This window comes from Streptomyces sp. NPDC102451, from assembly GCF_044765485.1.
Taxonomy (GTDB): domain Bacteria; phylum Actinomycetota; class Actinomycetes; order Streptomycetales; family Streptomycetaceae; genus Streptomyces.
Window position 1 is genome coordinate 88535 of the sequence record NZ_JBIWKD010000023.1, and the last position, 21227, is coordinate 109761.

Annotated in this window: 20 protein-coding genes and 1 pseudogene; 11 read left to right on the plus strand and 10 right to left on the minus strand. The window is 70.6% G+C overall.

The window, feature by feature from the left end:
• Positions 1–4: 4 nt before the first annotated feature.
• Complete coding sequence (locus ACIRD8_RS33830; protein ID WP_404000373.1) at positions 5–757, minus strand: HAD family hydrolase; 753 nt, start codon at positions 755–757, stop codon at positions 5–7.
• A 120-nt stretch (positions 758–877) separates the two neighbouring features.
• Between ACIRD8_RS33830 and ACIRD8_RS33835 the strand changes: the two genes are divergently transcribed.
• On the plus strand, positions 878–3454 hold the full coding sequence (locus ACIRD8_RS33835; RefSeq protein ID WP_404000296.1) for a bifunctional FO biosynthesis protein CofGH: 2577 nt from the start codon (positions 878–880) through the stop codon (positions 3452–3454).
• 204 nt (positions 3455–3658) lie between these two features.
• Positions 3659–4555: a hypothetical protein gene (locus tag ACIRD8_RS33840; protein ID WP_404000299.1), complete on the plus strand. Its 897-nt coding sequence runs from the start codon at positions 3659–3661 to the stop codon at positions 4553–4555.
• A gap of 52 nt (positions 4556–4607) precedes the next feature.
• On the opposite strand, the pseudogene ACIRD8_RS33845 reads toward ACIRD8_RS33840, so the two are convergent.
• Positions 4608–4814: pseudogene (locus ACIRD8_RS33845) on the minus strand (short-chain dehydrogenase); the annotation flags it as partial.
• 217 nt (positions 4815–5031) lie between these two features.
• Between ACIRD8_RS33845 and ACIRD8_RS33850 the strand changes: the two are divergent.
• Complete coding sequence (locus ACIRD8_RS33850) at positions 5032–5301, plus strand: CopG family transcriptional regulator (RefSeq protein WP_404000302.1); 270 nt, start codon at positions 5032–5034, stop codon at positions 5299–5301.
• Positions 5298–5735 (plus strand): type II toxin-antitoxin system VapC family toxin, encoded by a 438-nt coding sequence (locus ACIRD8_RS33855; RefSeq protein WP_404000305.1) that lies wholly within the window; start codon positions 5298–5300, stop codon positions 5733–5735. The genes ACIRD8_RS33850 and ACIRD8_RS33855 overlap by 4 nt, the downstream gene beginning before the upstream one ends.
• 32 nt (positions 5736–5767) lie before the next feature.
• On the opposite strand, the gene ACIRD8_RS33860 is transcribed toward ACIRD8_RS33855, so the two are convergent.
• On the minus strand, positions 5768–6142 hold the full coding sequence (locus ACIRD8_RS33860) for a MerR family transcriptional regulator (RefSeq protein WP_404000307.1): 375 nt from the start codon (positions 6140–6142) through the stop codon (positions 5768–5770).
• Between the two features lie 59 nt (positions 6143–6201).
• Here ACIRD8_RS33860 and ACIRD8_RS33865 point away from each other — a divergent pair, with 59 nt between their 5' ends.
• Entirely contained in the window at positions 6202–7308 is a 1107-nt protein-coding gene (locus ACIRD8_RS33865) for an alkene reductase (protein WP_404000310.1), read from the plus strand.
• Here the strand turns inward: ACIRD8_RS33865 and ACIRD8_RS33870 are convergent.
• The 3 genes from ACIRD8_RS33870 to ACIRD8_RS33880 are packed head-to-tail and all read right to left on the minus strand — an operon-like array spanning position 7281 to position 8526.
• Positions 7281–7499, minus strand: a complete 219-nt coding sequence (locus ACIRD8_RS33870) for a DUF397 domain-containing protein (protein WP_404000313.1) — start codon at positions 7497–7499, stop codon at positions 7281–7283. The two genes, ACIRD8_RS33865 and ACIRD8_RS33870, sit on opposite strands and share 28 nt — an antisense overlap.
• Entirely contained in the window at positions 7496–7702 is a 207-nt protein-coding gene (locus tag ACIRD8_RS33875; protein WP_404000316.1) for a DUF397 domain-containing protein, read from the minus strand. The genes ACIRD8_RS33870 and ACIRD8_RS33875 overlap by 4 nt, the downstream gene beginning before the upstream one ends.
• On the minus strand, positions 7699–8526 hold the full coding sequence (locus ACIRD8_RS33880; protein WP_404000319.1) for a helix-turn-helix domain-containing protein: 828 nt from the start codon (positions 8524–8526) through the stop codon (positions 7699–7701). Before ACIRD8_RS33880 ends, ACIRD8_RS33875 begins: the two co-directional genes overlap by 4 nt.
• A 131-nt stretch (positions 8527–8657) precedes the next feature.
• Here ACIRD8_RS33880 and ACIRD8_RS33885 point away from each other — a divergent pair, with 131 nt between their 5' ends.
• The 3 genes from ACIRD8_RS33885 (at position 8658) to ACIRD8_RS33895 (ending at position 10796) form a co-directional block, all read left to right on the plus strand.
• Positions 8658–8933, plus strand: coding sequence for a hypothetical protein (locus tag ACIRD8_RS33885; RefSeq protein WP_404000322.1), 276 nt, complete (start codon positions 8658–8660; stop codon positions 8931–8933).
• 100 nt (positions 8934–9033) lie between these two features.
• Complete coding sequence (locus tag ACIRD8_RS33890) at positions 9034–9507, plus strand: carboxymuconolactone decarboxylase family protein (RefSeq protein WP_404000325.1); 474 nt, start codon at positions 9034–9036, stop codon at positions 9505–9507.
• 173 nt (positions 9508–9680) lie between these two features.
• Positions 9681–10796: an ADP-ribosylglycohydrolase family protein gene (locus ACIRD8_RS33895; RefSeq protein ID WP_404000328.1), complete on the plus strand. Its 1116-nt coding sequence runs from the start codon at positions 9681–9683 to the stop codon at positions 10794–10796.
• A gap of 96 nt (positions 10797–10892) precedes the next feature.
• Here ACIRD8_RS33895 and ACIRD8_RS33900 read toward each other — a convergent pair whose 3' ends face one another.
• The 4 genes from ACIRD8_RS33900 to ACIRD8_RS33915 all read right to left on the minus strand — a co-directional run bounded on the left by ACIRD8_RS33900 (position 10893) and on the right by ACIRD8_RS33915 (position 15267).
• Complete coding sequence (locus tag ACIRD8_RS33900; protein WP_404000331.1) at positions 10893–12476, minus strand: sodium:solute symporter family protein; 1584 nt, start codon at positions 12474–12476, stop codon at positions 10893–10895.
• A 498-nt stretch (positions 12477–12974) separates the two neighbouring features.
• The gene (locus ACIRD8_RS33905; RefSeq protein ID WP_404000334.1) at positions 12975–13181 is read right to left on the minus strand and encodes a DUF397 domain-containing protein; all 207 of its coding nucleotides are present in this window, start codon (positions 13179–13181) and stop codon (positions 12975–12977) included.
• A gap of 259 nt (positions 13182–13440) precedes the next feature.
• Entirely contained in the window at positions 13441–14298 is an 858-nt protein-coding gene (locus ACIRD8_RS33910; RefSeq protein ID WP_404000337.1) for a helix-turn-helix domain-containing protein, read from the minus strand.
• 249 nt (positions 14299–14547) lie between these two features.
• Positions 14548–15267, minus strand: coding sequence for a GPP34 family phosphoprotein (locus ACIRD8_RS33915; RefSeq protein ID WP_099177736.1), 720 nt, complete (start codon positions 15265–15267; stop codon positions 14548–14550).
• A gap of 164 nt (positions 15268–15431) precedes the next feature.
• Between ACIRD8_RS33915 and ACIRD8_RS33920 the strand changes: the two genes are divergently transcribed.
• The 3 genes from ACIRD8_RS33920 to ACIRD8_RS33930 all read left to right on the plus strand — a co-directional run bounded on the left by ACIRD8_RS33920 (position 15432) and on the right by ACIRD8_RS33930 (position 21225).
• Entirely contained in the window at positions 15432–18218 is a 2787-nt protein-coding gene (locus ACIRD8_RS33920; RefSeq protein WP_404000339.1) for a serine hydrolase, read from the plus strand.
• A gap of 193 nt (positions 18219–18411) precedes the next feature.
• The gene (locus ACIRD8_RS33925; protein ID WP_404000342.1) at positions 18412–20235 is read left to right on the plus strand and encodes an MFS transporter; all 1824 of its coding nucleotides are present in this window, start codon (positions 18412–18414) and stop codon (positions 20233–20235) included.
• Positions 20236–20331: 96 nt separating this feature from the next.
• Positions 20332–21225 carry an adhesin gene (locus ACIRD8_RS33930; protein WP_404000344.1) on the plus strand — a complete coding sequence of 298 codons (894 nt, stop codon included), beginning with the start codon at positions 20332–20334 and terminating at the stop codon, positions 21223–21225.
• Positions 21226–21227 lie beyond the last annotated feature (2 nt).

The window sequence follows — 21227 nt, forward strand, 5'->3', positions numbered from 1 at the left end:
CCGCTCAGGCGCGCGCCTGTTCGGGCGGGGTCTCCTCCTCCTCCTCCTGCGGCGGCGCTGTCTCCTCCTGCGGTGGTGCCGCCTGCACCGGCGGCGAGGCGAGCGCCAGCCGTCGCTTCGTGCCGCCCAGCAGCGCCGGCAGTTCGGTCAGGGCGCTGACGCGCCAGTCCGCCGTCTCCATGACGTCGGGGTGGTCCGCCCACCAATGGCCGTACGGGCCACGGCGGATGTGGGCCGCCCGCAGCCCGAAGGACTTCGCCGGGAACAGGTCGTCGCCCGGGTGGTCGCCCACGTACAGGGTGGCCTCCGGCGACGCGCCCGACACCTCCAGTACGCGGGCGAAGAACTCCCGGTCCGGTTTGGTGACGCCCCACTCCTCCGAGGTGACGACCAGGTCCGCCGGCAGGTCCAGCGCCCGCAGCAGCTGCCCGGCCCGCGCCGTCCGGTCACCCGCGACGACGACCCGCAGGCCGAGCGCGCGCAGCTCGGCCAAGGCGGGGCGGACGTCGGGGTAGAGGTCCGTCTCGTCCAGGTGCTCGCCGCGCCCGGCCGCCGCCCGGGCCTGGTACGCCTCGGCGACGTCCATCCCGGGGCGCAGGATGCGCAGCGCGTCACTGCTGTCGCGGCCCTGTGCGGCGGAGGCGCCGACCAGCGCGCTGACGGTGTGCCGGGGCACCCCGAGCCAGTCGGCCCACGCGGCCCAGTGGCGGTCGTCGCGGACGAGGGTTTCTCCGATGTCGAAGACGATCGTTTCCATCACCTCTCCGAGCCTACGGGGCAAGTAGGACATAACGGACAAGGCGCCAGTGCCGGAGGGGCGGTTACGCACGGAAGAGGCCCTGGTCCGGACGGAGTGACGCGCTCGTATGCTCGGTTCATGACCGTTCCTCAGCGCCCCACGACCAACGCCATGCGGCGCGCCCTCCGGCGGGCCCGCGACGGTGTCGCCCTCGACGTGGCCGAGGCCGCCGTCCTGCTCCAGGCGCGGGGGGATGACCTGACCGACCTCGCCGCGTCCGCCGCCCGGGTCCGGGACGCGGGTCTCGACGCCGCGGGCCGGCCGGGAGTGATCACGTACTCCCGCAAGGTCTTCATCCCGCTGACCCGGCTCTGCCGTGACACCTGCCACTACTGCACCTTCGTCACCGTGCCCGGGAAGCTCAAGCGGGCCGGCCACGGGATGTTCCTGTCGCCGGACGAGGTCCTCGACATCGCCCGGAAGGGCGCCGAAATGGGCTGCAAGGAAGCCCTGTTCACGCTCGGCGACCGGCCCGAGGACCGCTGGCCCGAGGCGCGGGAGTGGCTGGAGGCCGAGGGCTACGACGACACCCTGGCGTACGTACGGGCCATGGCGGTCCGGGTGCTGGAGGAGACGGGGCTGCTGCCGCACCTGAACCCCGGTGTGATGACCTGGACGGACCTGCAGCGGCTGAAGCCCGTCGCCCCGTCGATGGGCATGATGCTGGAGACGACCGCGACCCGCCTCTGGTCGGAGAAGGGCGGCCCGCACTACGGCTCCCCCGACAAGGAGCCGGCGGTCAGGCTGCGCGTGCTGGAGGACGCGGGCCGGTCCAACGTGCCGTTCACCACCGGCATCCTGATCGGGATCGGCGAGTCGTACGAGGAGCGCGCCGACTCCCTCTTCGAGCTGCGCAAGACGGCCCGCGCCTACCACGGCATCCAGGAGGTCATCGTCCAGAACTTCCGCGCCAAGCCGGACACCGCGATGCGCGGGATGCCGGACGCGGAGCTGGAGGAACTGGCCGCGGCCATCGCCGTCGCCCGCCACATTCTGGGCCCCTCGGCCCGCATCCAGGCCCCGCCGAACCTCGTCGACGCGGAGTACGCCCTGCTGATCGGCGCGGGCATCGACGACTGGGGCGGCGTCTCGCCCCTCACCCCGGACCATGTGAACCCCGAGCGCCCCTGGCCGCACATCGACGAACTCGCGTCCCGCACCGCCGAGTCCGGCTTCCAGCTCCGTGAACGGCTCACCATCTACCCGGAGTTCATCCAGCGCGGCGAGCCCTGGCTCGACCCGCGCCTCCTGCCGCACGTGCGGGCGCTCGCCGACCCGGAGACCGGCCTCGCGAAGGAGGGCGCGATCCCCGCCGGGCTGCCCTGGCAGGAGCCCGACGAGGGCTTCAACGCCTCCGGCCGCACCGACCTGCACCGAACCATCGACACCGAGGGCCGCACCGGCGACCGACGGAACGACTTCGACGAGGTGTACGGCGACTGGGAGGCCCTGCGCGAGGCCGCCGCCCCCGGCATGGTCCCGTCCCGCATCGACGCCGACGTACGCCAGGCGCTGAGCCAGGCCGCCGACGACCCGACGAAGCTCACCGACGACCAGGCGCTCGCCCTGCTCCACGCGGACGGGCCGGCGCTGGACGAGCTGTGCCGGATCGCGGACACCCTGCGCCGGGACGTGGTCGGTGACGACGTCACCTACATCGTCACCAGGAACATCAACTTCACCAACGTCTGCTACACCGGCTGCCGCTTCTGCGCCTTCGCCCAGCGGCGTACGGACGCCGACGCCTACACCCTCTCCCTGGACCAGGTCGCCGACCGCGCGGCGCAGGCCTGGGACGTTGGCGCGGTCGAGGTCTGCATGCAGGGCGGCATCCACCCGGACCTGCCCGGCACCGCGTACTTCGACATCGCGCGGGCCGTGAAGGAACGCGTCCCCGGCATGCACGTCCACGCCTTCTCGCCGATGGAGGTCGTCAACGGCGCGTCCCGCACCGGCATGTCCGTCCGCGACTGGCTGACCGCCGCCAAGGACGCCGGCCTCGACTCGATCCCGGGCACGGCGGCGGAGATCCTCGACGACGAGGTCCGCTGGATCCTCACCAAGGGCAAGCTGCCGACGGCCGACTGGCTGAACGTCATCAAAACGGCGCATGAGACGGGCCTGCGCTCCTCGTCCACGATGATGTACGGCCATGTCGACCAGCCCCGCCACTGGCTCGGCCACTTCAGGACGCTGGCCCGCCTCCAGCAGGAGACGGGCGGCTTCACGGAGTTCGTCACGCTCCCCTTCATCCACACCAACGCCCCGGTCTACCTGGCGGGCATCGCCCGCCCGGGCCCGACGGACCGGGACAACCGGGCGGTGACGGCGATGGCGCGGCTCCTCCTCCACCCGCACATCACCAACATCCAGACCAGCTGGGTGAAGCTCGGCGCGGAGGGGGCGGCGGAGATGCTCCGCTCGGGCGCCAACGACCTGGGCGGGACGCTGATGGAGGAGACCATCTCCCGCATGGCGGGCTCCAGTTACGGCTCGTACCGCTCGATCCAGGACCTCGTCGCCATCGCCGACCTGGCGGGCCGCCCGGCGAAGCCGCGTACGACGCTGTACGGCGAGGTGCCCGAGGAACGCGTCACGGCAGCGACGGCCTCGGACGGCCACCTTCCGGAGCTGCTGCCGGTGCTGGAGGCCTGAGCGGGGTGCGGACTGCTTCCGGAGCCGCGCGGCCGGGCTCCGGAAGCAACCACTCGCAACTGCCGCTCTGCATACGTCACTCACATGGGTGAGTCGCGTTATTCGGGCGGGTCTGGGCGAGCCTGCGGACATATGCTCCCGGCAAGAGCGGCCCCTCGGTATGCGGGGGCCGCTTCGAGCGTCACGCCACTCGCAGGAGTCCGCATGGTCAGTTCGCCCCACGAGGCGATGCACCGCATCTTCCAGGAGTGCCCGGGACTGTTCTCCCGCGTCTCGGAATTACTGGGGATCACGATCGCCCCACCCGTCTCGGTCACCGTGATGCCTACCGACCTGACCGAGAACCGTCCACTCGAACGGCGTGTGGACACCCTGCTGCGGCTGGACACGGAGAATGACGAGCCGCTTCTCCTGGCCATCGAGGCCCAAGGAAAGAAGGACACGGACAAGCCGGCGAGCTGGGCCTATTACCTCTCCTACCTGTACACGAAATACCGGCTACCGTCGCTGCTGCTGGTTGTCTGCCAGGACCGTGCAACCGCGGAATGGGCCTCCCGCCCGGTCCCGATCGGTCCTCGCCAGTGGCCTGCGCTGACCCTGCACCCGCTCGTCGCGGGCCCGCACAACATGCCGGTGATCACCGATGTCGCCGAGGCCCGCAAGGACCTGGCGCTCACCACACTGGCGGCGATCACACATGCCGCCGATCCGGACATCGGTGCCATACTGAAAACGCTGTCCACCGCTCTGCGGGACGTACCGGAAATCATCGCCGATCCCCTTGTCGAACTCACCGCACAAGGCCTGGGTAACCGCCCGGCCGCACAACAGTGGAGGAACCTGGTGGCCGTGGACCTCTCTTTCTACAAGTCCTTCATGGCAGAGGAAATCCGGGACGAGGGCCGGACTGAGGGCCGGGCTGAGGGCCGGACGGAAGGCATCGCGCAGGGCATCCTGCTCTTCCTCGCGCAAGCGGGCGTCGACGTATCGGACGAGGCGCGTGAACGGATCACCACCTGTGGCGACCTCGACACCCTGAACCGCTGGCTTCTGCGGGCCCCCACCGCCCGGTCAGCCGAGGACGTCTTCGCCGAGGAGTAGCCGGCTCCTCAGCCGAAGTGACCTTCCCGTCAGGCACGGCGCCCGGGGTCCCTCACCGGTACCCCGTCGCGTCGGCCGGCTTGCCCGCGCCCTCGACCTCGTCCAGGTAGCGCCAGCAGTCGGGGCGGGAACCGTCGAGGTCGGTGAAGCCGTACTCCTGGGCGAGCTGCCCGCTGGAGAGCGACCCTCCGTTCCGGCGGGAGACGCCTGGGTCACCGGCCAGGGCGGCGACCGCGCGGCCCACGTACGCAGGGCTCTCCGGCCCCGGGTGGCGCCTGCGACCAGGGCGATCTTTCCGTGGAGCGCGGGTTTCGATGTGTCGGGCATGAATCTCCTCAGGTTCTGTCCGGCTGTGCGACCCGGTCCATGAATGTCATCGCTGACGACCGGTGAAACCACGCTTGGCGCAATACCCGACAACCTGTGTCGCATTTCTTTCCCGGCGCAGGGTGGTACACGAGCTGTACTATCGACACATGGCTCTGAAACGGACAAACGTGTACGCCGACGATGAGGACCTTGCGCTGATCAAGGAGGCGGCGACTCGGGACGGCGTGTCCGAGGCGGAATTGATCCGCGAAGGCATCCACCGCATAGCGCTCGCCCGGCGGATCTGGGATCAGCCGTTCGTGGAGGACGGGGAGACCTTCGACCTCGGCGGGCCGCTCACCCGGGAGGCTGTCCGCGACGCGGTGACCGAGGGATTCGACGAGCGTGAATCCCGTAACCGGGGGCGTGCGGCTTGATCGCCGTTGTCGATACGTCCGGACTTCTGGTCCTGTACAACCGCGCGGACCCCGATCACCTTGCCGCGCGTAAGGCAGCTGACCGGTGCGGGCTCCTCGTGGCGAGCCCCCTCGCGCTCACAGAGGTGCACCAGGTGGCCACGAGCCGGGCCGGACGCCGTGCTGCCGACGGTATTCTCCGGTCGCTGTCGGCCCGCATCAGAGAGCTGCGTCTGGTGCTCGCACCCCCGACCCCGGACATCCTCGACGCGGCGCTGGCCGTACGGGCCCGGTACAGCTCGCTGGATCTGGACCTCGTGGATGCGGTGAACGTGGCACTGGCAGCCGAGTACGACACGGACGTCGTCCTCACGAGAGATCTTCGGGACTTCCGTGCCCTGCGGCCGCTCGCCGGCCGATACGCACACTTCCGGATCCTGCCCGACGACCTCTGAGCGGCGACGGGGGACCGGGTCCGTAGCGCGGCTCAGCCGCCGCCCGTGCCCTCGCCCGCCGCCGTGGCGATCACGTCGTCCAGGACCTCGCGGGAGCGGCGCAGTTCGTCGATCTGCCGGTCGATGCGGTCGCGCTCCACGGAGAGGTCGCTGACCAGGCGCGGGGTGGCGATCGCGGAGGGGCCGCCGTCCGTGTCCCGTACGCAGGGCAGCAGTTCGGCGATCTTCGAGCTGCACAGCCCGGCGGCGTAGAACTCCTGGATGCGGATCACGCGGTCGACCGCGCCCTCCGGGTAGTCGCGGTGGCCGCCGGGGGTACGGTCGGCCTTCAGGATCCCCTGGGTCTCGTAGTAGCGCAGGGAGCGTTCGCTCACGCCCGTACGCCGGGCCAGCTCGCCGATCCGCATGGAATTCCTCGTCTCCGGGGCTTGAACCTGACACCGGTGTCAATTCTTACCGTTCCGGCATGACGAACGCAGCCACTTCCTCGCAGAAGCTCTTCGAGGCCGTCGAGCTCGGCCCGCTGACCCTTCCCCATCGCCTCGTGATGGCCCCGCTCACCCGGAACCGCGCCACGGCCGAGGGCGTACCCACCCCGCTCATGGCCACGTACTACGCGCAGCGCGCCTCGGCCGGGCTGATCATCGCGGAGGCGTCGACGCCGAACCCCGTGGGGCAGACGTACCCGAACATCACGGCCATCCACAGCCCGGCCCAGGTCGAGGGCTGGCGCCGGGTCACCGAGGCCGTACGGGCGGAGGGCGGGCAGATGTTCCTCCAGATCCAGCACGGCGGGCGCGCCGGCCACCCCGACACCAGCGGGCTGACGCCCGTCGCCCCCTCGCCGATCGCGCTGCCGGAGACCATCCACACCCCGGCCGGACGCGTGCCCTCGGTCGTCCCCCGCGAGATGACCACGGAGGACATCCGCACCACGGTGGCGGACTTCGCCTCAGCCGCCCGCAACGCCATCGAGGCGGGCTTCGAGGGCGTCGAGGTGCACAGCGCCAACGGGCATCTGCTCCACCAGTTCCTGGGCCAGGGGACCAACCGGCGTACCGACGCCTACGGCGGGCCCGTGGCCCACCGCATCCGCTTCGTCGTGGAGGTGGCCGAGGCCGTGGCGGCGGAGATCGGGCCTGAGCGGGTGGGGCTGCGGATCTCGCCCTGGAGCACGGTCAACGGCATGGTGGAGGGTGACACCGAGGAGATCTACCCGGCGCTCCTGGCGGCCCTGGCGGGCACCGGCCTGGCCTATCTGCACGTGGGTTACGCCGACCCGGAGGACCCCGTCTTCCAGCGGATCCGGAAGGACTGGGCGGGCACGCTGATCGCCAACCCCGTACTGCCGAAGGACCGCATCCCGGAGGACGGCGGCCTCGCCCACGCCGAGCGGCTGCTGGCCGCCGGGGCCGAGGTGATCGCGCTCGGCCGCCCCTTCCTCGCCAACCCGGACCTGATCCGCCGGATGCGTACGGGCGCCCCGGTCAACCAGGTCCGGGACGCGTACATGATGTACGTGGGCGGGGAGACGGGCTACACGGACTACCCGACGCTGGACGCCGTGGGGTGAGCCACGTGGGCGACGAATGCGGCCCAGGCGGGGGCGGTGACGAGGAGGGTGGGGCCGGTGGAGGTCTTGCTGTCCCGGACGGGGACGAGGCCGGGGAAGCCGTCGGCGACTTCGAGGCAGTTGTTGTCTCCGCCGTCGCTGTAGCTGGACTTGCGCCAGGTTGCGGCTGAGAGGTCGGGTGCGGCCGTCACAGGGCCTCTGTCCGTACGCCGTCGACGAATGCGGCCCAGGCGGATGCGGCGACGATGAGGATGGGACCGGCCGCGACCTTGCTGTCCCGGACGGGGACGAGGCCGGGGAAGTCGTCGGCCACCTCAAGGCAGTTGTTGGGCCCTCCGTCGCTGAAGGTGGACTTGCGCCAGGTCGCAGCCATGAGGTCGAGCGTGCGAGTCATGCTGTGTGCTCCTTCAGGACGCCCCTGATGAACGCGAGGGAGTCCGGCGGGGGCAGCGCCAGATCTCGCAACCGATCGTAGGACAGCCGGGCGCGGGTCACATCACTTGCGTCTTCCAGCAGTTCGCCGCATCGGTAGCCCTCTGTGTAGGCAACCGCGCTGCCGTCCTCCTGCCAGAGCACCGTAAGGGCTCCGTCCATCAGGTGATGGGCGCCGGCAGACAGCGGAAGCACTTGGAGGGTGGTCGCGGCCAGTTCGGCCACCTCAACCAGGTGTTCCAACTGTGTGCCCCACACTTTGGGGCCTCCTACCGGGCGCCGGAGCCCGTACTCGTCCATGATGATGCGGACCGACGGCGACGGGTTGCGGTACAACAGCTGCTGACGGTCCATACGGGCCACCACCTGCTCTTCTACCGACTCCACGTCTCTCGCTGTTTCCTGGGCGCCCGACAACAGCGTGCGGGCGACGTCCTCGGTCTGGAGCAGCCCTGGGATTCCAAGGGCGAACACGTGCATGATGCTGGCCGTCGGCTCCAGCCGCATGAACTCCTTGTACCGGTCCTTGAACACCTCCCGGCGGGCCACCTTCCACAGCTGCACCAGCAGGCCACCCGACGCGTAGTGCCGGTCCAGGTCCTCCATCACCGCCAGTTTCGAGAGCCGCTGGCCGACCTCCAGCCGGTACAGGTAGCTCTTGTCGTACCGCGTCTCCCCGGCGAGCTCGCTCAGCGACTTCCCCGAGCGTTCCCGGAGGTACCGCAGGGCTCGCCCGAGTGCGGCGCGCCCCGATTCCTCGTCCACGTCGGCCGATGGGTCGGTCATCGTGGCCCTCCCGTTGTCCCGTGCGCCGGCAATCGGGCGCCTCTTCCGAGGCTACGGGCGGACGGTGATCATCGGAGTACGAACGGTGAGCATCACCCGATGGAAGACACCCCACACTGCGAGGCGCCCCCATGGCCGATACCCCCCTTCGCCTGCTGCCCTGGAACTCCCCCGAGGGGAGGCCCTGTTACCTGAGTACGGACGACCCCGGCAGCAGGCTGTCGCGTCTGGCCGACGAGGTGGAGGCCGAGCTGATCGCCTGCGGCGAGGAGGTGCTCGGCGGGGCCGAGTCCGTGCTCGCCGACCGGGCCGCGGGGGAGCGGGCGGTGCGGTTCGCGCTCGTACGGACGACCGAGTCCCTGCGGGATGTGCTGCGGGTCGCGGAGTGCAGGGAGCGCCAGGAGTGAGAGCCGTGTGAGACCCAGGTCACACGGCACCGTGTCACATCCCTCCAGGGCTCGTCCGTCGAGGGGGTGTAAGCAACGCGCGACACCTCAGGAGCTGATCATGAACGCTCGACTCGACCTCTTCGGCAACAAGGCCGCCGCCGCCTTCCTGAAGCACCTCAACATGGCCGGGAGGGTGGCCGCCGACCTGGATCTGCCCGCCGCGACCCAGGAGCTGGTCAAGATCCGGGCCAGCCAGATCAACGGGTGCGGGTTCTGCACCGACATGCACACCAAGGAGGCCACGGAGGCGGGCGAGACGGCGGTCCGGCTCAACCTGATCGCGGTGTGGCGCGAGGCCAACGTCTTCACCGACGCCGAGCGCGCCGCCCTGGAACTGGCGGAGCAGGGGACCCGGATCGCGGACACGGCCGGCGGGGTGCCGGACGAGGTGTGGGCGAACGCCGCCACGTACTACGACGAGGACCAGCTCGTCGCCCTGGTGGCCCTGATCGCCGTCATCAACGCGTACAACCGGCTGAACGTCATCGTCCAGCAGCCGGCGGGGGACTACCGTCCCGGCATGTTCGGCTGACCTCACCTCCCGTGGAACCGTCCCGGGAATCCGGGCCGGAAACCATCAGGAATGCCGCGCACACGGGCTCTCGCGTACCAGTCCGTACATTCCGTTCCGCCCCTGAACCGCTCCTTCCGTTCGATTACAGTGCTTGCGCAGTCGCACACGGTAAGACGGACGGAAGGGGCACGGTGAGCACAGGGACCACAGCTGTCTGGGGCCGTGTCCAGCAGCAGGACTTCCGTGGGCGGGTTCGGGGGTCCCTGCTCGGTGGAGCCATCGGGGACGCGCTCGGGGCGGGCGTCTCGGGGCTCACCCTGGAGGCGATACGCGCGGCCCACGGGGTGGACGGGGTGGCCGACTTCGTCCCCGCGCACGGCAGACGGGGCGCCGTCACCGCCGTCACCCAGCTCACCCTCTTCACCGTCGACGGGCTGATCCGCGCCCAGGTCCGCCGTGACACCGGTGCCTGGCACCCGCCGACCGATGTGCACCGCGCGCATCTGCGCTGGGCGGCCACCCAGAGCGCCTGGGGGCCCGACGAACGCCGTAAGGACAACGGCTGGCTGGCCAGGGAGGAGTGGCTGTACGCCCGCCGCGCCCCGACCCGGGAGTGCCTCGTCGGCTTCGGTGACGCCACGATGGGCACCCTCGCCGTGCCCAAGAACCCCGCGGCACGGGACTCGGCCGCGCTCACCCGCTCCGCGCCCTTCGGGCTGCTCGTGGGCTGGGAGCCCCAGCTCGTCCTTCAGCTGGCCGTCGAGTGCGCCGCGCACACCCACGGCCACGCCACCGCGCAGCTCGCGGCCGGAGCCCTCGCCGTCATGGTGCACGGGCTGGCCCGCGGGGAGACCCTGGACGGCTCGGTGCAGCACACCCTGGCCCTGCTCGCCGAACGCCCGGGCAACGAGCAGGTCTCCGAGGCGCTCCGGCAGGCCCTCGGCTCCGTACGGCAGGGGATCCCCGGGCCGGCGCTCATCGAGGCGCTCGGGGACACCGACTCCGCTGAGGAGGTCCTCGCCGTGGCGCTGTACTGCGCACTGGTCGGTGAGGACATACGCCACGGGCTGCGGCTCGCCGTGAACCACTCCGGGCCGTCCGCGGCCACCGGAGCCGTCTGCGGGGCCCTTCTCGGTGCGCTGCACGGGGAGACGGCGCTGCCGCCGGCCTGGCTGGCGGAGCTGGAGGGGCGCTCGACGCTCCTCGAACTCTCCGACGACTTCGCGATGGAGATGACCCAGGGCCCCGCCCTGCACAGCCCGGCCGCCGTCGCCCCGGGCTGGCTGGCCCGCTACCCGCGGGACTAGGGCCTCCCCTCCGGGACGGTCCGGAGTACGGAGACAGAGATGGGCGGGCGCCGCCGCGCCCGCCCACCGTTCATGTGTCCCCTCCGCGCGGGGCGGTCAGTCCTTCACGCCCTCCGGGACTCCCGTGTTCTCGGGGCCGGGCTTCTGCAGCGGGACGGCCGTGGCCACGGCTCCGCCCGCAGGCCCCCCGTCGTCCGAGTTGATCTTGTCGATCAGCGCGTCGCGCTCCGGGGTGTCCTCGGGCTTGAGGTAGCCGATGACGATGTAGAGCACCAGCGAGATCGCGAGCGGCAGCGCCACCTGGTACTGCAGGGCGACATCCGTCTTCACCGAACCGTCGAAGTTGTAGTTGGTGAAGTAGAAGGCGAGCAGCCCCGCCGCCCAGCTGGTGAGGGCCGCCGTCGGGCCGGACCGGCGGAACCTGCGCAGCAGGCCGAGCATGAACGGGATGGCGATCGGACCCATCAGGCCGGCCACCCACTTGATGACGACCGAGATGATGTCCTTGAACGTCGGCGAGTTGATCTGGGTCGCCAGTGCCATCGACAGTCCGAGGAACGCGAGCGTGGAGAGCCGCGCGGCCAGCAGACCGCTGCGGTTGCTCCAGTTCCGGGCCGCCTTGGAGAAGACCGGTGCGATGTCCCGGGTGAAGACCGCGGAGATGGCGTTGGCGTCGGAGGAGCACATGGCCATCGTGTGCGAGAAGAAGCCGACGACGACCAGGCCGAGCAGACCGTGCGGCAGCAGCTGCTCGGTCATCAGGGCGTAACTGTCGGAGGCGTCGGGCTTCTTGGCCTCGACGAGCAGCGGGGCGACCCACATCGGGAAGAAGAGCACGGTCGGCCAGACCAGCCACAGCACGGCGGAGAGCCGGGCCGAACGGGTCGCGGAGCGGGCGGAGTCCGTGGCCATGTAGCGCTGGGCCTGGTTCCACATGCCGCCGTTGTACTCGAAGGTCTTGATGAAGAGGTACGCCAGCAGGAACGTCACCGTGTACGGGCCGGCCGTCGGGCTCGTGTGGCCCTCGGGCAGCTTGTCCCAGACCGTCCACAGCGAGCTGAAGCCGCCCAGCTTGCTCATCGCGATGACCAGCATGGCCAGGCCGGCGAAGAGCTGGATGATGAACTGCCCGAGCTCCGTGAGCGCGTCGGCCCACAGCCCGCCGACCGTGCAGTAGACGGCGGTGATGGCACCCGTGATGAAGATGCCCTGGGTCAGGGTGATGCCCGTGAAGACGGAGAGCAGCGTGGCGATGGCGGCCCACTTGGCGCCGACGTCCACGATCTTCAGCAGCAGTCCGGACCAGGCCAGGGCCTGCTGGGTCTGGATGTTGTAGCGGTTCTTCAGATATTCGAGCGGCGACGCGACGTGCAGCCGCGACCGCAGCCGGTTGAGCCGGGGCGCGAAGAGCTTCGCGCCGATGCCGATACCGATCGCGATCGGCAGCGACCAGGTCACGAAGGACGTGACGCCGTACTGGTACGCGATGCCCGCGTAGCCGGTGAACATCACCGCGCTGTAGCCGGACATGTGGTGCGAGATGCCTGACAGCCACCACGGCATCTTGCCGCCGGCCGTGAAGAAGTCGCTGACGTTGTCGACGCGCTTGTGCGACCAGAGTCCGATCGCGACCATCACACCGAAGTAGCCGATGAGCACGGCCCAGTCGAGACTGTTCATGTGCCCCCTCCAGGGGTCCGCCTTGTGAACGGGAACGCACTTCGTCAGTACGGCCGTTCAGCGGGGCCCCGTGCGGGAACGGGGACTTCCGGGATTGAACCGCTTGTCCGGGTCCTCGGTCAAGGTTTTCTCGGTCAGAGATGTGAACGCGGATCAGCAAGGCGAACAATTTTGCTTGTTCTTGACCTTGCGGGGCGTTGTTGTGAACGTGACCGCGGCCACACGATGAGCGAGCACTTCGTCAGGCTGTGCAGAGAACGACGTAAGCAGGAACGCCCGAGAACGCAGAACGACCGCACGGGATGCGGGTCCCGTGCGGCCGGAGAAAGGGGAAAGCTGTACGACGTGTTGTACGCGCGCCGACGGCGTCGATTCCGGTGGCGGGCCGAGCCCCCTCGGCCAGGACGGCGGACCAGTCGAGAGGGCTCCTGGCAGTCATGTGCGATGACCTGCCACGGTACGGCGCGCGAGGACCGGCGTGCCGGTCGGGCGTGCCGGTCAGGCGTTGATGGAACCCGACGCGACGTCGTGCACGAAGGTGTTCCACGCTCCGGACACGAAGGAGAGCGAGGGGCCTTCGGGCGCCTTCGAGTCACGCACGGCGATGGCCTGCGTGACGGGCGACTTCACTTCGACGCACGCCCCGTTACCGCCGGAGTACGACGACTTCGTCCAGTTTTCCGTAGCACCCTGAAGAATGGCCATGTTCACTCCGGTTCAGAGAGTTGATGTGAGTGGCACCAACTTCGTTCCTGTTGGCGTGATCGACGCTACTCGCCAACATCGCCCGGTGGTGGGGCCGTTCACTCGACCGGATGGCATATTCCATGCGGGTCTTCCGCTGTGAGGTGGTGGCGGTGTATCTTCCCGCCCCCACCCCACTTACATCACAGCATTCCCGGCAGAACGGTCCTTGTCGGGCTGGCCTGTTCCGGCGGGTGCCGGGGGAGGGTGCGGGGCCGGATCAGCGCGTGTAGCCCTTGGCGATGTCGCCGATGAACTGGCGGGTCTGGTCCACGTTCAGCGCCTGCGCCCGCAGGTGCTCGTACATGACGCTGTAGCGCTGCACGTCGTTCGCCTTCTCCAGGTAGAGGTCGCTGGTGACCCCCTCGATGTACACCACGCTGGAGTCCGCGGCGTCGGGGAACTCCAGGATGGCGTACTGGCCGTTGATGCCGGGGTGGGCACCCATGTCGAAGGGCAGCACCTGCACGGTCACATGGGGCAGCTGGGACTGCTCGATGAGGTGCTCCAGCTGTTCGATCATGACCTGCTTGCCGCCGACGAGCCGGCGCAGGGCGGACTCGTCGATGACGGCCCAGAGGCGCAGGGGGTGCTCGGGGGCGTTGACCCGGTCCTGGCGGCGGGCCCGGACGTTCACCCGCTTCTCGATGTCGGACGGCGGTGCCTCGGGGAGGGCGCCGTTGATCAGGGCCTCCGCGTAACCCCGGGTCTGCAGCAGCCCGGGGACGACCTGGGGTTCGTACACCCGGAGGGACTCGGCGTCGGTCTCCAGCCCGATGTACACGCTGTACGGGATGTCGCCGAAGGCGTGCCACCAGCCCTGCTGGCGGGAGTCCTTCGCCATCTGCATCAGGGAGTCGACGACGCGGTGGTCCTCGACCTCGTACACCCCGCAGAGATCGCGTACGTCGCGCTGGCTGATCGAACGGCGGCCGTTCTCCAGCCGGCTGATCTTCGACTGCGAGACCAGCAGCCGCTCCGCCACCTCCTCCGCCGTCATGCCCTTGATCTCGCGGAGGCGGCGCAGTTCCTGGCCCAGCCGGCGTCGCCTGACAGTGGGATTGACGTTGGTCGGCACGGGAACGGCACCTCCGGCTATGCAGCTGTTGTAGCTGTGCGTATCTGCTTGCTCAGCAGATTGCCACCCGGGGCCCCGGCCGCGCTGGGAAATGGCCACACCGAAATGACCACGCGCAAGAGCGCGGGGCAGCCGGTGGATCCGGCTGCCCCGCGCCTGGTGCGGCTCCCGAACCGGGTCATGGGGACGTCGGTGCGGCGATATGGCGGTATCTCGGTACTCCGCGCAACTGTCCGCGCGGTCGTGCTGTCAGTGGACGGAGGTGTGCGCCATGCTGCCGCGGCGCGCTTGCGCTTGCGGCTGCAACGGCACGCTCGCCGTCTGCTGATTACGGCGTGGCTGGACGGCCACACCGTTCTGGACGTCCATCACGGCATGCGCCACGAGACCGCCCATCGGGTCGTGTCTGATCAGGTCCCGGAGCCGGGAGCGCGACGAGCGCCCCTCGTTCCCGGGGTACAGGTGCTTGCCGAGTCCGACCGCGTGGGCCAGTGCGGCGAGCGCCGCGGTCCGCGGGTCCGGCGGTACGCCGGTGCGGATCGCGTTGTCCAGCCGGGCCTTGATGTCCCGGCTGATTGCCGTGTCCGTCGCCTGGTAGCGAGTCGTCGGCAGCACTCCGCACATCTGGCCCGCCACGGCATGAACCATGCCGCACCGCTCCAGATGAGCGAGGTAGATCTGGCGAAGTCCCAGCCGGGGCCCGCCGATCCAGTGGACCGCCCGTACCGGACTGCCACGACGGCGCAGCAGTTCCAGTGCGGAGTCCAGAGTCGGATCTCCTGTCGGCCGTGGCATCACCACGGCGATACGATCCCCGTCAGGGGCTATCCGTCCTGCCAGAGCCAGCTCCACTAGCTGTGCCCCGGCCAGGCCGAGGTCGAGCGACTGCGGCTGCGCTGTGGTACCCGTGGTCGGGTCCAGAGCGAGCAACAGAAGCTCCTCCGGAATTGTTCTGCGGCTCCTGCCCATCCATGCCTCCCCGCGTGGATGTCTGACAGGGTGACCCCTCTCACATTGGTCTGTCGAGGGTGCCTGGGTGCTTTGTGAGGGAACCGTTAGGTATGTCGTTCTCGTCTAGCGGCTCGGTCAAGGGTTCACACAGGACACTGGTAGATGGTTCGGACAGTGCGGGCATGTCCCCGCGGCGCATCAAGGAGGTATCGGTGGCGGGCGAGTCCCCCGACAAGTCGGAGCAGCGGAAGTCGTCGGGGACGGCTTCGGGGACGGCTGAGGAACGCGATCCGCGTCTCGCCGTTTTCCGTGAACCGGTCGCTGCGGCAGGCGGGAACACGGCGGGCGGGACGGCGGACGCCGCGACGGACAGCGAGACGGCGGTCTTCCGGCTGCCGCGGTCCGCGGAGGCCGACGCGTCCGAGGGTGTCTCGGAGCCCCGCGAGGGCGCGGACGCTCCTGAGGGGGCCGAGGGCTCACAGGGCTCGGAGGGCCCTGAGGAGGCCTCCACGCCTCGTGGGGAGGCCGAGGAGCCCGCGGAGGCGGAGGACGCGGCCGGGGAGGCCACGAAGGCGTCTGAGGCGCCTGTGGACGCGGTCGGGCCCGTTCCGGGCGGTACGGAGGCGGATGCGGGCTCCTCGGCCGAGGAAGGGGCCGGTGCGGGCTCCGAGGCCGGGACCGGCGATGCCGACCGCCCTGGAGCCGAGGCCGGCTCCGGAGCTGACGCCGAGGCCGAGGGTCCTGACGCCGACGAGCGGCCCGAGGCCGCTCCGGCGGACGCGCCGGCGTCCCGCGCCGGTGCGGATGCGGACGCGGATGCCGACGCCGGTCCGGAAGCCGACACGGACGCCGATGCTGACGCCGACGCGGACGCCGATGCCGACGAGCAGCCCGAGGGTGCTTCCGGTTCCGGCTCCGGCGCCGAGCCGACGCCGACCGATGCCCGCCTCCGTGCCGCCGTAGCGGCCTGGGTGGCGACCGGACCTGACGAGGAAGCCGCAGCTCAGGGCGGTAGCGCCGAGGGCCGTGGCAAGGCGTCCGAGGACGCCGGCGAGGCGGCCGCCGACGGCGACGCCGCTCCCGCCCCCGCCGACGGGAAGGCCGCGGCCACCGACGACGGGAAGGCCGCGGCCACCACCGACGAGGCGCCCGCGGACGCCGACGAGTCGCCGGACGGCGACGACGAGGCACAGGGGGCGGACACCGCCGACGCCTCCGCCGACACCCCGGCCGACGCACCGTCCGACGACACCCCGTCCGACGACGCACCGTCCGACGACGCCCCCCGCGTCCCGAAGACCCGCGAGGAGGCCGACCCGGCGAAGGACGCGGCCCCCGCGCCCGACGAGCGAGGAATCGATCATCCGACCGCCGTCTTCAAGGCACCGCGCGCCGAGCGGGTCGACCAGCCGACGACCGCGCTGAAGCTCCCGCCGAAGGAGAAGGAGGCCGCGCGGAAGCCCGCCACCTGGGCCGCCAAGCCCTCCGGTGCCCCCGCCACGGCCCCCGAGGCGCCCGCCGAGCGGACCAGCAAGTTCGTACCGCTGCGCTCGGACGACGTACGCCCCGAGCCCGTGGTCGGTCCCACGATCACCCCGGACGTCGCGGCGGGTCCCGGCACCCCCGCGAGCCCCGGGGCCGGTTTCGCCGAGGCCGAGCGGACCCGGCAGCAGCCGATGCCGCCCAGGCCGCCGCTCGATCTGCTCGCCGAGCTGACGAACACCCCGCCGCCCCCGGAGACCCCGGTCCGCACCGCGGTCCGGCGGGTCAAGATCTGGACGCCGCTCGTCCTGCTCGCCCTGATCGTCTTTGCGATCGCGCAGGCGGTGCGCCCGCTTCCCGACCCGGCGCTGACGCTGACCGCCTCCCCGACGTACACCTTCGGCGGCGAGAAGCTGGACATGCCGTGGCCGGAGGACGGACAGGGCGCCGTCGAGGTCGAGGGCGTCGGCACCATCGGCACGTACGGCAAGGAGAAGTCCGCGCCGATCGCGAGCGTCGCGAAGATCATGACCGCGTACGTCGTCCTCCAGGGCCACCCGATCACCGGCAAGGAGGCGGGTGACCAGATCGTGGTCGACGCGAAGGCCGGTGAGGAGGCGAACCGGCCGGACGAGTCGACGGCGCCCATCCAGGAGGGCCAGAAGTACACGGAGCGTCAGATGCTCCAGCTCCTGATGATCCCGTCCGGCAACAACGTGGCGCGTCTTCTCGCCCGCTGGGACGCCACCACCGAGAAGGCGTTCGTCGAGAAGATGAACGCGGCGGCGGAGGACCTCGGGATGACGAACTCGGTGTACACGGACCCGAGCGGTCTCGAGTCCACCACCCGGTCCACCCCCGCGGACCAGCTCAAGCTGGCCAAGGCGGTCATGCAGAACGACGTCTTCCGCGAGATCGTGAACATGCCCCAGGCCGAGATCCCGGGCATCGGCAAGATGATCTACAACAACAACAACATCCTGCTGGAGCCCGGCGTCAGCGGCATCAAGACCGGTTCGTCGACCCCCGCCGGCGGCAACCTGATCTGGACGGCCGAGACGGTCATCGACGGCAAGACCCGGCGGATCATCGGCGCGGTGATGGGTGCCGATGTCGACGGGACCCTGGACGCCAAGCTGCAACGCGCCCTGCAGAGCAGCCTGGCGCTGATCCAGACCGCCCAGGAAGGTGTCGACTCCGCGGCCGTCGTCAAGAAGGGCCAGGTCGTCGGCTACGTCGACAACGGCTTCGGCACGCAGACCCCCGTGGTCGCCACCAAGGACCTCAAGGCCGTCGGCTGGGGCGGTCTCGAGGTCGACCTCAAGCTGACGGACGGTGGCACGACACCCGCCCACGCGGCGAAGGCGGGCACCGTCGTCGGCGAGGTGACCGTCGGCACCGGCACGGGCAAGGTGTCGGTCCCGGTCGCCCTGCAGAGCGAGATGACGGAAGCGGGCTTCGGCGACAAGCTCACCCGCATCACCTGACGGGCCGGCCCCCTGCCCCGCTCCGGCGGGGACAGGGGGCCCGTCCGCCGATAGGGCAGCGCGGTGAAAATGCCGCGTGCTAGCGTCCCAAAAGCAACGGAAGGGCGCCGGGACGCGTCCTTCCGCAGACAGATGAGGCCCGTGCGGTACAAGGACGGTTCGGCAGGCCCGGGCAAGGACGGGGAGAGTCGCAGTGACCACCGCTGAGCCGACACGGGCCGACGCCCACAGACCGGCCGAGGACGCCCCGGTCCGGATCCCGGCCCAGGCGGCCGGGGACGGTGACGGCGCCGACAGCTCGATACGGAGCCGTCTGCGGCGCCATCCGGTACTGCTGACGACCGCGGTGGCCGCGGCCGTGCACCTCCTCTGGTTCTTCTTCTTCGCGAACAGCGGCGGTGACATCGCCGCCCAGGACGCCTGGGCCGAGTTCGTCGGCCGCCACCCCGGCACCGCGTACAACCTCGCCTGGTACGGGGGCATGCACCCGGTCTCGTACAGCGTGGTGTCGCCGTATCTGATGTCGGTGCTCGGCGTCCGGTCGACGATGATGGTCGTCGGCACGGTGTCCTCGGCGCTCACCGCCCTGATCCTGGTGCGGGTGCCCGCCGTCCGTAACCCCCTCGCGTGCGCGCTCGCCGGGGTCTTCGCGTACCTGTGCAACGCCCTGTCGGGCCGGGTGACGTTCGGGCTCGGCATGATGTTCGCGCTCGGTGCGGTCGCCGCCGTCTTCTGCTGGCCCCACCGCTGGCGGTACAAGCGCTGGGCGAAGGCCGGTGTCGCCGCGCCGCTGGCCGGGCTCGCGACGGCGGGCAGCCCGGTCGCCGGGCTCTTCCTCGGCGTGGTCGCCGCGGCGCTCTTCCTGAACAAACGGCGCCCCGGGGCGTACGCGCTGGGCCTGGCCCCCGTCGCGGTGGTGGTCCTCTCCGCGTGGCTGTTCCCGTTCTCGGGCACCCAGCCGATGGCCCTGGGCACCCTGTCGCTGCCCTTCCTGTACTCGGTGTTCGTCTTCTTCCTGGTGCCCCGCGACTGGCACACCGTGCGGACGGCCGCCGCGGTCTACGGCGCCGGGACGCTGCTGACCTACGTGGTCGACTCGCAGATCGGCTCGAACGTGTCGCGCATGGCGATGCTGTTCGCCGGTGTCGTCCTGCTCGCCGCACTCCCGTACACCGCGCCGCGCACCCGGCGCTGGTACGCCCTCGTCATCGTCTTCGCCGGGCTGAACTTCTGGATCGGTTTCAAGGGCGTCGACGACATCGTCCGTACCGCCCCCACCGCGTCCTGGAACCGTTCGCTGGCCCCGCTGGTCAACCAGCTCCAGCGGGTCGGGGCCGAGAGGGGCCGGGTCGAGGTCGTGCCCCCCAGCAGCCACCGGGAGGCCTCGGCGCTCCTGCCGCACGTGAATCTGGCCCGCGGCTGGAACCGCCAGGCCGACATGAAGCGCAACCCCCTCTTCTACGACGACACCCTCAACGCGGTGAACTACCGCGAGTGGCTGGACCGCTGGGCGGTGCACTACGTGGTGCTGCCGACGGGGAAGCCGGACTCGGGGGCCCTGCAGGAGACGGCGCTAGTCGAGAAGGGGCTGCCGTATCTGAAGGCGGTGTGGCGCGACGCCAACTGGAAGCTGTTCCGGGTCGTCGACCCGGTGCCGCTCGCCGACCCGCCCGCGACGGTGGAGCGGGCCGGCGAGGACCGGCTGACGATCCGTGTGCAGTCGGCGGGCCGGGTCCTGATCCGGATCCCGTACTCCCGGTGGCTGGCGGTCGTCGACGACGAGGGCAAGGGCGTGGAGCGGCCGCAGGAGACCGAGGCGTCCAAGAAGCGTTCGGCGGAGGACGGGGACGCCCCGAAGGAGTTCACCAACGACCACGGCTGCCTGATCAAGGTGGAGGAGGACGGGGACGGCGACGAGTGGACCGAACTCCTCGCACCGCGCCCGGGGGTCTACCGCCTGGCGGGGCCCTACCAGTTCCAGCCGGGCACGCCGTGCCCGGAGGAACTGCGCCAATAGTGCGGGAACTCTCCCTACGGAGGCGCAGCACTGGCATGGTGTGCTGCCATGAGGTGCCAACATTGCGGCGGCGAACACATAGGTCCGCTGCCGGGCATGGTCTGCCCCCGGTGCGGTTCGGTGGCGCGCTCGCCTCGCGGGAGCGGTTCCTGGATCGCCCAGGAGACACTGATGGGCCGGGTCTCCACGCTGCCCCGACGGCGGAAGGCGCTGCTGGCGGCGGGGGTCGTGGTCGCCGCGGGCAGTCTGGCCACCGCGGTGTCGCTGCTCGCCACCGGGTCCGGCAGCGCACGTCCTGAGCCCGCGGGCCGGGCGGGCGCCGTACCGGCTCCGATCGGCGGCGGCGCCCCGACCCGGATCGGACCGACGGGATCCGAGAGCCCCGGACCGACGGGATCCGGAAGCACCGGACCGAGCGGATCCGGGAGCGCGGAACCGCCCGATGACGCCACCCCGGAACCCTCCACCGGTACGGACCGCTACCGCTACACGGCGTGGGCCGGCCCTGGCTGTACGACGGGCGAGTACGCGGAGTACGGGCGCTTCGAGCGCGGCGACGCCGGCTGGTACACCGTCGAGTCGGGTGGTTTCTCGGGCGGCTCGTGCGACGGCCGGTTCAGCGCCGTCCCGATGTCGGGGAGCCCGGTCCAGGACCGGGGGAGCAGCGCCGTCTGGTCCTGGCACCTCGGTGCCGGCTTCCGCGAGTGCGCGCTGACGGTCTTCGTGCCGAGGAGCGTCCGCGACCGGGACGTGGCGGGCGACCCGACGGTCTACCGGGTCCTGTCCGACCCGCGCGACACGGACTCGGCCTATACGGGCTTCGCCGTGCACCAGCCGGAGCACCGGGGCACCGCCGTCGACGTACGGAGCTACCCCGTCAAGGGGGACACCTTCGCCGTGCAGCTGGTCGACCGGGGCCGGGACTGGGGCGACGCGGCGCTGGTGGGCGCGCACCATGGGGCGGCGCAGCTGAAGGCCTCCTGCCGGTGACG

What these genes read in the sequence shown, in the direction of transcription:
- ACIRD8_RS33920 (WP_404000339.1), top strand. Translation starts at nt 15,432, where the DNA reads ATGTCCCCGCGGCGCATCAAGGAGGTATCGGTGGCGGGCGAGTCCCCC.
- ACIRD8_RS33860 (WP_404000307.1), bottom strand. Translation starts at nt 6,142, where the DNA reads ATGCGGATCGGCGAGCTGGCCCGGCGTACGGGCGTGAGCGAACGCTCC.
- ACIRD8_RS33915 (WP_099177736.1), bottom strand. Translation starts at nt 15,267, where the DNA reads ATGGGCAGGAGCCGCAGAACAATTCCGGAGGAGCTTCTGTTGCTCGCT.
- ACIRD8_RS33840 (WP_404000299.1), top strand. Translation starts at nt 3,659, where the DNA reads ATGGTCAGTTCGCCCCACGAGGCGATGCACCGCATCTTCCAGGAGTGC.
- ACIRD8_RS33835 (WP_404000296.1), top strand. Translation starts at nt 878, where the DNA reads ATGACCGTTCCTCAGCGCCCCACGACCAACGCCATGCGGCGCGCCCTC.
- ACIRD8_RS33830 (WP_404000373.1), bottom strand. Translation starts at nt 757, where the DNA reads ATGGAAACGATCGTCTTCGACATCGGAGAAACCCTCGTCCGCGACGAC.
- ACIRD8_RS33900 (WP_404000331.1), bottom strand. Translation starts at nt 12,476, where the DNA reads ATGAACAGTCTCGACTGGGCCGTGCTCATCGGCTACTTCGGTGTGATG.
- ACIRD8_RS33890 (WP_404000325.1), top strand. Translation starts at nt 9,034, where the DNA reads ATGAACGCTCGACTCGACCTCTTCGGCAACAAGGCCGCCGCCGCCTTC.
- ACIRD8_RS33885 (WP_404000322.1), top strand. Translation starts at nt 8,658, where the DNA reads ATGGCCGATACCCCCCTTCGCCTGCTGCCCTGGAACTCCCCCGAGGGG.
- ACIRD8_RS33850 (WP_404000302.1), top strand. Translation starts at nt 5,032, where the DNA reads ATGGCTCTGAAACGGACAAACGTGTACGCCGACGATGAGGACCTTGCG.
- ACIRD8_RS33880 (WP_404000319.1), bottom strand. Translation starts at nt 8,526, where the DNA reads ATGACCGACCCATCGGCCGACGTGGACGAGGAATCGGGGCGCGCCGCA.
- ACIRD8_RS33865 (WP_404000310.1), top strand. Translation starts at nt 6,202, where the DNA reads ATGACGAACGCAGCCACTTCCTCGCAGAAGCTCTTCGAGGCCGTCGAG.
- ACIRD8_RS33905 (WP_404000334.1), bottom strand. Translation starts at nt 13,181, where the DNA reads ATGGCCATTCTTCAGGGTGCTACGGAAAACTGGACGAAGTCGTCGTAC.
- ACIRD8_RS33930 (WP_404000344.1), top strand. Translation starts at nt 20,332, where the DNA reads ATGGTCTGCCCCCGGTGCGGTTCGGTGGCGCGCTCGCCTCGCGGGAGC.
- ACIRD8_RS33875 (WP_404000316.1), bottom strand. Translation starts at nt 7,702, where the DNA reads ATGACTCGCACGCTCGACCTCATGGCTGCGACCTGGCGCAAGTCCACC.